The 10,683-nt window shown below is 39.2% G+C and carries 10 protein-coding genes and 3 pseudogenes; 3 read left to right on the top strand and 10 right to left on the bottom strand.

All coding sequences use genetic code 11. From position 1 onward, the window contains the following. Positions 1 to 70 precede the first annotated feature (70 nt). Positions 71 to 757: pseudogene (locus CWATDRAFT_RS26330) on the top strand (IS1634 family transposase); the annotation flags it as partial. A gap of 242 nt (positions 758 to 999) precedes the next feature. Here the strand turns inward: CWATDRAFT_RS26330 and CWATDRAFT_RS26325 are convergent. Continuing rightward, positions 1,000 to 1,215: pseudogene (locus CWATDRAFT_RS26325) on the bottom strand (hypothetical protein); the annotation flags it as partial. A gap of 64 nt (positions 1,216 to 1,279) precedes the next feature. After that, entirely contained in the window at positions 1,280 to 1,861 is a 582-nt protein-coding gene (locus CWATDRAFT_RS26320) for a helix-turn-helix domain-containing protein (protein WP_007303122.1), read from the bottom strand. 4 nt (positions 1,862 to 1,865) lie between these two features. Here CWATDRAFT_RS26320 and CWATDRAFT_RS37745 point away from each other — a divergent pair, with 4 nt between their 5' ends. Continuing rightward, entirely contained in the window at positions 1,866 to 2,096 is a 231-nt protein-coding gene (locus tag CWATDRAFT_RS37745) for a hypothetical protein (protein ID WP_198139040.1), read from the top strand. A 157-nt stretch (positions 2,097 to 2,253) separates the two neighbouring features. Here the strand turns inward: CWATDRAFT_RS37745 and CWATDRAFT_RS38880 are convergent, their stop codons facing one another. The 4 genes and pseudogenes from CWATDRAFT_RS38880 to CWATDRAFT_RS26305 all read right to left on the bottom strand — a co-directional run. Further along, the gene (locus tag CWATDRAFT_RS38880) at positions 2,254 to 3,309 is read right to left on the bottom strand and encodes a PPC domain-containing protein (protein WP_007307854.1); all 1,056 of its coding nucleotides are present in this window, start codon (positions 3,307 to 3,309) and stop codon (positions 2,254 to 2,256) included. An 84-nt stretch (positions 3,310 to 3,393) separates the two neighbouring features. Continuing rightward, complete coding sequence (locus tag CWATDRAFT_RS38875; protein WP_007307853.1) at positions 3,394 to 5,424, bottom strand: PPC domain-containing protein; 2,031 nt, start codon at positions 5,422 to 5,424, stop codon at positions 3,394 to 3,396. A gap of 3 nt (positions 5,425 to 5,427) precedes the next feature. Next, complete coding sequence (locus tag CWATDRAFT_RS26310) at positions 5,428 to 6,954, bottom strand: IS5-like element ISCwa2 family transposase (protein WP_007307852.1); 1,527 nt, start codon at positions 6,952 to 6,954, stop codon at positions 5,428 to 5,430. A 138-nt stretch (positions 6,955 to 7,092) separates the two neighbouring features. Further along, positions 7,093 to 7,326: pseudogene (locus CWATDRAFT_RS26305) on the bottom strand (transposase); the annotation flags it as partial. Positions 7,327 to 7,405: 79 nt separating this feature from the next. Between CWATDRAFT_RS26305 and CWATDRAFT_RS26300 the strand changes: the two are divergent. Next, positions 7,406 to 7,801, top strand: coding sequence for a hypothetical protein (locus tag CWATDRAFT_RS26300; RefSeq protein ID WP_007303072.1), 396 nt, complete (start codon positions 7,406 to 7,408; stop codon positions 7,799 to 7,801). Between the two features lie 119 nt (positions 7,802 to 7,920). Here the strand turns inward: CWATDRAFT_RS26300 and CWATDRAFT_RS26295 are convergent, their stop codons facing one another. The 4 genes from CWATDRAFT_RS26295 to CWATDRAFT_RS26280 form a co-directional block, all read right to left on the bottom strand. After that, the gene (locus CWATDRAFT_RS26295; protein WP_232287208.1) at positions 7,921 to 8,649 is read right to left on the bottom strand and encodes a DUF4365 domain-containing protein; all 729 of its coding nucleotides are present in this window, start codon (positions 8,647 to 8,649) and stop codon (positions 7,921 to 7,923) included. Then, the gene (locus tag CWATDRAFT_RS26290; RefSeq protein ID WP_021836177.1) at positions 8,630 to 8,857 is read right to left on the bottom strand and encodes a hypothetical protein; all 228 of its coding nucleotides are present in this window, start codon (positions 8,855 to 8,857) and stop codon (positions 8,630 to 8,632) included. The genes CWATDRAFT_RS26295 and CWATDRAFT_RS26290 overlap by 20 nt, the downstream gene beginning before the upstream one ends. Before the next feature lie 178 nt (positions 8,858 to 9,035). Next, positions 9,036 to 10,094, bottom strand: a complete 1,059-nt coding sequence (aroF, locus tag CWATDRAFT_RS26285) for a 3-deoxy-7-phosphoheptulonate synthase (protein WP_007307850.1) — start codon at positions 10,092 to 10,094, stop codon at positions 9,036 to 9,038. Between the two features lie 326 nt (positions 10,095 to 10,420). Then, the gene (locus tag CWATDRAFT_RS26280) at positions 10,421 to 10,564 is read right to left on the bottom strand and encodes a chlorophyll a/b-binding protein (RefSeq protein WP_007307849.1); all 144 of its coding nucleotides are present in this window, start codon (positions 10,562 to 10,564) and stop codon (positions 10,421 to 10,423) included. Positions 10,565 to 10,683: the final 119 nt, after the last annotated feature.

Below are 10,683 nucleotides of genomic sequence, written 5' to 3'. Positions count from 1 at the left end.
AAGAATTGTACTTATGGGGAATCAAGCAACTTGGTAATAGTCTGAGTGAAAAAGACAGAAAGTGATTTGGAAAACTAGAAAACAACTGTCCCAAGAAGAGAAGAAATCCCAAAAATTTCTTAAAGAAATACAATCTGAAGAATTTGAACATCCTCAAGCTGCTCGATATAAATTAAAAGCTATTAATAAAAAATTGAGATTGTTGGAAATAAAAGAAGTTGAACTGATTGAAACTTACTCGAAAAAAAAGGAAAAGATTTATAAAATGATTAGTCTGATCATCAAAAAAGATGAAGAGATAAGTAGAAAGACTAAAGAAGCAGGAAAATTTATTTTAGCAACTAACTTAGTAGAGGAAAATAAATTAGAAGCTAGTGAAATTCTGATAACTTATAAAAACCAGCAATCTACGGAAAGAGGATTTCGATTTTTGAAAGATCCCTTATTTTTTACTGATAGTTTCTTCGTTGAAAAACCAGAAAGAATAGAAACAATGTTATTTTTAATGTCTTTGTGTTTGTTGATTTATAACTTGGGGCAAAGAGAATTAAGAAATTGTTTAAAAAGAGTCAAAAAAGGAATAAATAATCAAGTAGGGAAAGTAACATTGCGTCCGACTTTGAGGTGGATATTTCAATGTTTTCAAGGTATTCATTATGTGATTTTAAACGGAGTTAAACAAATTGTCAATTTAACAGAAGAAAGGCGTTTTATATTGAGTTTATTACCTGCATCTTGTGAAAGATATTATCTATAAATTGAATTGGATAAAGCAAAAATAATAAAAGAATAAGAGTCTAATGATATCAAATGAGAAGAGGAAACTCTCCTTCGTTTGTGCTGAGTCTTGCTAAGTTTTCAATGAGTATAAATCTTCTTAATTTGATTATTTTTCCTAAAAATTTAATGAAAAGAGAAATATTCTTCCCCAGGTATGATTTTCGGACTTTTTAAAACTATGTATTTTTTTATACTACATTTTGAAGTGCGGAATCTGGGTTGTTCTGTTCTTGTCGGTCCAATAGAGGGACTAATAACTTTTCCTCTTGCCACATCCCAGTTCGCAATCAAGCTTAAAGTTCCGTGTCTTTCATATTCAAATTCGATTTTTTCTACTTGTTTAGGCTTGATTCTTTTGTTCGGAAATAATCTCTCAAGAGCTTGAATCCCTGTCATTTCATCTGTAGTAATTAAATGAATTCCTTGTTCTAACAAAGTTTTAGCTTCTTGATGAAGTTCACAGATATATTTGACTTGCTTTTTAAATTTTAAGGGATCATCAACTTTGGCATTTAACCAGTAACGAACGAGATGTGGTTGTAATGTCGCTTCTTTTTAAAAAACGCCCCACACTACGGGGGGAAATCTTTTCGACAATTCCTCTTTTTATGGCTTCATCCGCCAACTCTGAAGGTGTCCAATGGCTCACTGGTCTGTCTGATTTTTCACATTCTTCACAAGCGATCTCTACAATCTGGACTACTTGTTCGACCGTAAAGGATTTTGTTGTTCCAGGTCTTGGGCGATCGCTTAAAATTCCTTTGATCAAGACCATTAATGCTTTCTCCGTTACCTGTTGTTCTTCGGCGGCACTCAGTTTTTCTCTCTCCTCAAACCATCGCGATCGCCACTGACGCACTTGTACTCGGTCTAATTCTAATCTTCGACTAATCGAACTATTGCTCTCTCCTGATGCTGCGGCTAAGATTAGCTTGGCTCGTCTAACAAGGCGATAGGGGTTTGTTGTCCCTCTCACTATTTGTTGGAGTACTGTTTTCTGTAGGTTGGAGAGGTTAATTGGCAATGCTTTTATCATGGACATCAACTTCGAGATTCTTCCGTTAGTTTCATTGAAACACATTGTCGTGGCTAGTCACGAAAGTTTCTGTAAAAATCTGGTGGATTACTTTCGCCAAGCTGCACTAGCTCCAAACCAATCTCCTTCCTCGGAAAGCACTGCCACGGCGGCACCAGGTACTTCAGGAGGTTTATTGTTATCAAGAGCTTCATTAAGAGTTGTTATCGCGCTATCAGGTAAGGTCATTGGGGTATTTTCCTCGGAATTCAAATCAATAATGGTAAATGTGCTGGACTGAGACGCAGGAGCGACCCCAATACTGCTTGGTTAATACAATTATCTGTTGAGTTAATAAACTTACTTTTAACATTTTTTTTTACTGTAAAAATTATAATTTGTGGAAATAGGAGCGATCGCCTTTTTAAGGTGCGATCGCATTGTCAGCCACAGAAATGCTACACGGAAGCAGCAAAGGCAAAGTCAGCAGCACTCAAACTACTAGCAGTAACTCCTAGTAGTTTGGCTAACTCATCATTGCCAAGAGCAATAAAAGTATCGGCATCTTGTTGAGTAATACTCAACAAGATGCCGATACCTAAACCACTAATACCTAAAACGTCTTCTCCACCAGTAAAGTCGGTGACAAGGTTAGCAGCTTCAGGAATTTCACTAACAGCAATCCAGAACTGATCTACCTCGCTGCCACCAGTAGCGGTACTTTCGCCACCTAAGAAGAAGAAACTATCATCTCCTGAACAACCCAAAGCGCGGTCATTGCTGCCCAGAATGAAGGTATCATCCCCAGATTGTCCATAGAGACGGTTCCCACCTGTTCCGGCAAATGTATCGATGAAATCGTCTCCTGCTCCACCGAAGACTAGCTCATCACTGCCTACCTCGATAATTTCTCCGTCAAGAGTACCAAAGTTAGGTACTAAGGTGGGAGGAGTATCATTAATAGTTAAACTCGCGGTTAAATCATAGAAACCATTAAACACGCCGACTTCCGGAAATGTCCAACCACTACCGCTTCTGGCGGTGAAAGGATCATAGTTGCGGTTGCCCAGTTGACTGACACCGAGATAATAAGTACCTGTTTCTGCTGCGGTATACTCTAGAAATGGGTCACGGGAAAACTCTTCATCAATGTCAGCACCGTTATTATTATAAGCAAGTTGGTTGCCATCTCCATCAAATAATCGTAGTTCGGTATCGAATGTTTGTATGATCTCTGAGAGAGCCGGGTAGACTACGGACCTGAAATTGATCACTCCGTTAACCAGTGATGGTTCTGTATCAATATCTAAACTCACCCTTTGTCCTGCTTCCAACTCGAAGGAAAAGAAGTCCACATCTTCAGGAAGATCGCTGAAGCTTTCACCAATAAGTCCACTAATGGAAACAGAGGGATTATCAGAACTTAAACTGAGGGGGTTAGCTTCAGGTAGGGTACTATTACTAATCTCATCCCCAATTAGTTCACTTTCTTGGGCAACGGTAGCTTGATCCAAGGTATCAGCTAATGTGAAGATTACTTGATTGTTGGCTGGGTTGAGTTCGTAGTTATCCCCCGGTTCTAGGGTAAAGGTGGCGGTTTAGCTACCCTCATCCACACCGTCATCGAGAACAGGTAAGCTAATGGTGGCGGTTTGTTCTGTAATAGTAAAGTCAAAGTCATCTTCTTGCAGCGCAGCAATGCTACCCCCAGCAACTTCGATCGCCTCTAAATTAAATTCCCTCAAAGAAGGAGCAGTCACACTGACAGTTAAGCCTTCTGCCGTAGGTGGTGCGCTAAGATTAAAGCTATGAACTCCTACCGTCTCTTCTGATTCGATCAAACTTTCTGGTTCCGCCGTAAAACTCACCTGAATTTCTGAATCGAGATTATCGGCAATAGTAAGATTAACTTCACTGGCCCCTGAATCAATGCTATACCCTGGAAGGGGCTGCAAAGCAAAGCTCAGGGAGACAATACCTTCTTGAACCGCTTCGGGATCGATACCAGGAACGGTCAACTCATCAAAAACAGCAACGGTAATAGTGGCTGTTTGTTCAGTCATGTTGAAGAAAAAGCCGGAGGAATCAGCATTAGGAATAGGAAAGCCACCCCCAGTTACTTCTGCTTCTAGCACTGCAAACTGACTCAGAGGACTACCCACCACAGTTTCGTCTTCACTATCGAGAAATATAGTTATGCCCCCTTCTGGTGGTGCTTCGGAGAGGGTAAAGGTGAGGGTTGTTTCGGTTTCTTCTGTTTCAATGAGGTCGGTTTCACTGATAGTAATCCCAACTTCGGGAGTGATGTCTCCCCCGGTAGGCGGTGGCACATCTGCAACAGAGTCATAATAAGTTACCACTGTCTCCCCAGCATCGGGGTCAATTTCATAACCTTCTCCTGGTTGTAGGAAGAAGGTAACGTCTTCTTCTCCATCGGTTTCTAGTGGCTCATAGCGATCCACAATATTCCCGTAAAAGTCAGGGAACCAGGGTTGATTATTGGCGGATTCATAGGTGACTGTCATCAACGGTTCGTCAATCAGCAGACGAATACCAGTGGGAATCCCTTCTGCGTTGTAGTAAGCACCCAAGGATTGACCGCCAATGGTGCTAGGAAGCGCGCTTTGACCCAGGTAAGACACATAGTCAAACAGGTTAGCATCACTATTGAGTACAAATTCGATGCCATCTTCAGGGATTTCTCCCTCAGCCTGAATCGTAAAGGTAACGCTGGATAAGCCCCCCACATCCACGTGTTCAACCACCGCATTGATAAAGTTGCCATCCCCGTCGGTGGTGGTGGGATTAGCACTCAAGGATAGGGTAGGAGGATTGGTAATGCCTGGATTACTGACCGGAGGTGTGGGAGTACCGGTTTTACGGGGATTGTCTTCGGTTAGCAGATTAATTTCAATGCTGTAATCCCCAAAGATCGAGCGATTACCGTTGCCGAAACCAGGGGTGTTCGGTTCATAGAAGGGGGCTACCACGTCCCAAAAGTTTTGCACTTGCCCATCGTCACCGAGGGCAATAAAGTAGGAGCCGTCTGCTGGGGCGGTGAATTCGTCGTAACTGTCGGTTTCATTGACATCAAACGGACCTAGACCTCCAAATAACTTGTCGGGAGCGGCCGCTGGATCAAAGCCGGTGTTGATATAGTCTTGAAGCTGGTTGCCTTCGGCATCGTAGACAAAGGCGTTGATGGCAAAACCTACACCAAATTCGTCAAGGTTGGTATCAAAGTCGAAGGTTTCAATGGTAATGGTATCCCCGGCGCTTAAATCGACTTTGTAAACATCAACGTCTTCACTGTAGTCAATATAGGTGTAGGTGCCATCTTCGTTGAGATAACGGTTGCCAATGTCGAAGTAGACCCCATCGGTACCGAAAAATGTCGGGTTCTCAGGACTAATTTGGGTGTCGGTTGCGAACCCAATTACGTCGTTGGGTTCGTTGATCACCCCTTGGGGAATATCGGTCCGGGTATCCACTAGGCCAAAGCTACCGCCACTATAGTCCTCAACAATCTCATACCCATCTCCCGCAGCTAAACTGAAACTAGCGGTTTCTCCTGTTTCTGTTTCCCCATCATTGGCAATAGGTAGGGTTTGCTGAAAAAGTTTCTCCAAAATTTATGCCACTTTTGACCAAGAATTTTCTGACAAATCAATAAGTTTTAGTACACAAAAATTGTTTAAAGTATAATCAAAATTAATGAAAGGCGTTTTGATGAGTTCCCCTGTTCTATTATTAGTAAATAAGGACAAAAAAAGCGACAAAAACTGCCTCAGAAGTTTACAAAGATTGACAACTAAAAATGTAATAGCAATAGATGTAATGGAGGTTTCAGGGAGTTTTGTCATCACGAGATTTAGGCTAAATCTTCGTTTAGCTTGTCCAAACTTTCCCTCAATAGCATTACGGAAGCATTCATCGGAGTGGGATTGTTTCTTTTCTTCTTCACTGACATTTTTCGGAGGTCTTCCTAACTTCGGACCACTGATTCTTATCCCTCTTTCCTTACACCAATTTCTGTTTTCCCTAGTTCGATAAATTTTATCTACATGGACGGATTCGGGATAATAGCCAAACGTTTCTTTATACTTTTCTACTTGTTCTTTTAAATGACAAGATTCATTGAAGTTTTCCCAACTTATTTTGTCTAGAAACACATAGTTATCTACACAGCTTACTGAGAGTTTAGCTCCAAACTCTATTGGTTTTCCTGCTTTTCCCCTCACTATTGGACGAATATGCGGTTGAGTTAAACTTACAATTCTTTGAGGAACACTCTGGGTCTTATTCTCCCACATTGACTGTTGTTGTTCATAAACTTTTTTGATAGTCTCTAGACAATTTTTCTGTCTTTTACTCAGATTTTCCAGGGAAGCCCCAGCTTGAATTAAGTCTTCTATATTTCCTAAATTTTTCTTAAGGTATTTTAACTGTTTCCCGATAGCTTTTCTTCTTTCTTGATAAGATACTTTTCGTTTTTTAGCTACTTTTAAGTATTCCTTTCTAGCAATTTTTCTAGAAGTTCTCGGCTTTTTTCTCAATTTTACTCTTAATGGTTTATAAAGATTATCTATTATTCTTTCTGTCTCAATTCTGGCTTGATTTAATATGCCTAAATCCGTTGGGTATTTGATGTCTGCTGGCGCACAAGTCGCATCTAAAATTAGTTTACCTTTATTTTTTATTTTTTCTCCTTTTTCTTGGAGACAATCCTTTTTTTTTACTTCTTTATCACTCTTGTCTATTTCTCTTTTTACTATTTTTTTATTGATTTTGTTTATCAATTCTCCATCAATTCTTTTCCTAAAATGAACTAGCATTGAAGATTCCAGTGGTGGCTCTTGTTGATAACAATTTAAACCTATAAAGTATTGTAGATAGGGATTTTCTTTAATCTGTTCTATAGTTTCTCTATCACTTGTTCCTAATTTTCCCTTAATAATTAATGTCCCTAATGCCATTCTAAATAGTTTGGCTGGCGCACCTTTTTCTGCTGAAAAAAGTTTAGCATATTCTTCCTCAAAATCATCCCAAGGTATCAACTCTGCCATGATTACCCAACGATTATTGGGGGACAATTTGCCCTCGAAAGGTAATTCAAATTTTTCTGGGGGCGGTAAAGGTTGCTCCTCTTTTCGATACATTTGTTCTTGACCAACAACTGGGAGGTGTTTCTACCAATTATAGCGGTTTGTAGCAGACAAAGCTGATCTTTTTTGCGATCGCGAATATGGGTGTAACCTTTTAAAGAATAGGGTTTTGCTTTTATTCAGCAAACCCTAATTAGGGTCAGTTTGAGTGGGTAAAAACTCTTGAATTACTCTATATAAACTGTTATAATCTCTTCTAAATAAAGGATTGAGAGACAATTCAACGACTGAGTGAGCTTGTTGGTTACTGGAGAGGGCATCGAGTAATTCTATAATAGTTTCTTTTCTAGCTTTTAGTCCTTGGAAGAGGTTAGACCTCCACACCAGGAATTCCTCGACAGACGTAGCCGTTTCATTTTTGGTCATTTTTAAAATTTATTACCTTATAAATTAGCGGAATATATACGCTAACATCAAAAGAGGTTATTTGTTACAGTTAAGGCTAATGTCATCACATTCCGAACTTAAGACCAGTCAAGATGTCCACCTGAGAGCCAAACAAATTAAGAGTCTAATTCGCTCTCTTAAACAGAAAATAAAGAAAATTGAACGGGAAGGGGAAGTAGCACCAGCTAATTGTCATATTATTCGTTATCAGGTTAATGGAAAGGGAACAATCTACTGGTATTATAAACTACAGGCTGCTGAATCAATTTTTCCTATGGCCACTAATAATGAGAAAAAAACCAAATATAAATATTTAGGACGAGCCGGAAGTTCTGCTCATATTGATGCTGTAGAAAAACTCACTAGAAGAAATCTCATTGATGAATTAGAACGAGTCATTCAATCTCTAACTGAAAGCTACTTAGATATCTATATTGGAACCGAAACTGAATGAAGCTATTTAATATTTAAAATCCCCTAAAAAGATGGAAAGAGAGTTTTTAAAATCACCTTAATTCTCTATTTTAGCTCTGGAGATATGTTTAGCGTAAAATTTACGCTAACAATTGTTTTTTATCCAAAGTCCAATGAAGTAGATATTGTTGGTGAATTTACCCAAATAGCTGACCCTGGATAAGCCACTCCACATCGATTCACATAGATTTCTTCACAATCTGAATAGTCATGTTTCAGTAAAAAACACATTTCATTAAATGTTTCATAACTGAGAACATAGTTATTTTCATCTGGTATTTGAAGTAATATTGCACCTTCTCCGTATAAATTCAAATTCCCCCAAACTCTAGCTCGAACTGTTTTGCTATGTCCTAGTCCACCAAAAGTTTCTGGATAAATATCTACAGTTGCTCCTGGAGTACCATAAGCATTTCTAACGTTAGCAATTCGACTACCTTCCAAATAGTAATGCATTAGAGCAAGAATATTATCATTTTTCGTTGGATAAGAATTAGCAAGTGTAGGAGATGTATGTTTAGAGTAGTAGCCCGATTTTGTGACAAGTGAAACTTCTCTGTAGATTATTTCTATAAGATCGGATGGTAAATTAATCGCTTTTTTATAAATAGAATTTTGTCGATGAACTGGTATTGATACTGTCTTTTGCTCTTGCCAATTTTTATTTAGTGAATTTACAAAATCTTTTGGAAAAGACCAATAAAAAATATAATTTTGACGATCAACAACGACTAAAAATGTTGGATTTGGCTGAATAAGCCAATAATTTAAAGTTTCTACTTTAATTGGTAAAGACATTATATTATTATTAAATTCTACCTGATGCAAATTTCATTAGAGGATTTTGATGAGTTTTTTTAGGTAATGAAACCTGAATTATTTCAGCTTTTGCCAAACGTTTTTGTAATAGCTGTTGAACTTTTTCGATTGCACCTTGTTTAGTTTTATCTATAATCTGAACATTAGGAACTTCTAGAACAGTAGCTACAGTAAAACCATCATCTTGACTTTCTAATAAAATATTCCAGTTATCCACAATTTTGTATGTACTTAGACAATATTACATTTAATTTTATTGTATCTGGTCTATTTTGAAAAGAAGAAAAAACACAATTAAAGAAATTAAGGAAAAACCCCTAAATTTAGGTGCGCCCAAGCAGGTTAGCAACCGCATTAGAGAGCGCACCAAGATAGGCTTTATTATCTCACTCAATCTAAGCTAAAACTGCTTGAGGTTGAGGCCAACGATTAACAGTTTTACCAATGATGGATAAGTCTCGCATCACACGGTCAAATTTATCGGGGGTGAGAGATTGAGCCCCATCTGATAAAGCTTTGGCCGGGTTGGGGTGAACTTCGATCATCAAAGAATCGGTGTCAGCAGCGATCGCAGCAGCGGCCATAGAGGGTACATAATCGGATTTTCCAGTGCCATGACTGGGATCGATCATAATCGGTAAGTGAGTCAAGGAGCGAAGAACGGGCAATACAGATAAATCCAAGGTATTACGGGTGTATTTCCCGTCAAAGGTACGAATACCTCGTTCACAGAGAATAACCTGGGGGTTGCCAGCAGCTAAAACGTATTCGGCTGCCATTAACCATTCGTCAATAGTCGCTGACATTCCCCGTTTCAGTAAAACTGGTTTATCTTGAGCGCCGACTTTTTTGAGAAGGGCGAAGTTTTGCATATTTCTCGCCCCTACTTGGATGACATCAGCTACAGCACCAATTTTGTCTAAGTCCGCAGCATCCATCACTTCTGTAATAATCCCTAAACCACTGGCTTCTCTAGCAGCAGCGAGTAATTCTAAGGCACTTTCTCCATGGCCCTGAAAAGCGTAAGGAGAGGTACGAGGTTTGTAAGCTCCACCCCGTAAAAATTTAGCTCCGGCGGCTTTAACCCGTTTGGCGGTTTCAACGATCATTTCTTCATTTTCTACCGAACAGGGACCTGCTACTACGGCAACGGGATGATGTTTACCCACACTTACAGGCCCATCTGGGGTATTAACAATGACTTCGCTGTATTCTCCATGACGGTACTCTAAACTGGCCCGTTTAAACGGTTGTTCTACTCGTAGAACTGTTTCGATCCAAGGGCTAGTTTCTTGTATTTGCAGGGGATCAAGGGAAGCTGTTTCTCCTACTAAGCCAATTACTACCTTATGTTTACCGACAATTTTCTCAGGACTTAAGCCCCAATCGGCAAATTCTTGACTAATACGTTCAATTTCTTCAGCAGGTGAACCAACTTTCATAACAACGATCATAATTTGTTTTCCTCTAGGGTCAATGGTAGGGGGTTGTTTGGATTTTGTTCTCTTTGTTTCCTTCCCGTGAAGATTCTAGGAAAGTGCATCTGCTATAAGTACACCTAACCTATAGTAGATGATGATTATTATCTTTGATCTTACTTCACTTCTTTGACGAATTTGTTAAATAATAATTTCAACTAATCAGAAACTAGAGTGGACGAATATCCACCCTAGTTAACAAAAACGTTTATAATTTGACTGAGAACGGCCATAATCCAATCCAATCCAATTGACCGTACTATATCTAGAACCAGGGTGAGGTGATGACTCACCCTTTTTGATTACATCAAGCCTAACTGAGAGAGGATGCCTTGTCCGGTCATATATTCGGTAACGATGCCGATTACAAATCCGAGCATAGCTAAGCGACCGTTCCAGTTTTCAGCAAATGCGGTGAAGCCTAATTTAGATTCTTGGTTATCCATAGTAATTTCCTTCTTTTTGGTTACGCTGTGTAATGATGTTGGGTCAGAGAACAATTATCAATTGTTGGCTTACATTAAGCCTATTTGAGAGAGGATGCCTTGTCCGGTCATATATTCAG

This window comes from Crocosphaera watsonii WH 8501, assembly GCF_000167195.1.
Taxonomy (GTDB): Bacteria; Cyanobacteriota; Cyanobacteriia; order Cyanobacteriales; family Microcystaceae; genus Crocosphaera; species Crocosphaera watsonii.
Note: the sequence above shows the minus strand (reverse complement) of the source record. Positions and strands in the feature narration are given on the sequence as shown.

Bases quoted from the DNA above. Each gene is read 5' to 3' on its own strand.
- CWATDRAFT_RS26300 (WP_007303072.1), top strand. From the start codon at position 7,406: ATGTCATCACATTCCGAACTTAAGACCAGTCAAGATGTCCACCTGAGA.
- aroF (WP_007307850.1), bottom strand. From the start codon at position 10,094: ATGATCGTTGTTATGAAAGTTGGTTCACCTGCTGAAGAAATTGAACGT.
- CWATDRAFT_RS26280 (WP_007307849.1), bottom strand. From the start codon at position 10,564: ATGGATAACCAAGAATCTAAATTAGGCTTCACCGCATTTGCTGAAAAC.
- CWATDRAFT_RS26310 (WP_007307852.1), bottom strand. From the start codon at position 6,954: ATGTATCGAAAAGAGGAGCAACCTTTACCGCCCCCAGAAAAATTTGAA.
- CWATDRAFT_RS26320 (WP_007303122.1), bottom strand. From the start codon at position 1,861: ATGTGTTTCAATGAAACTAACGGAAGAATCTCGAAGTTGATGTCCATG.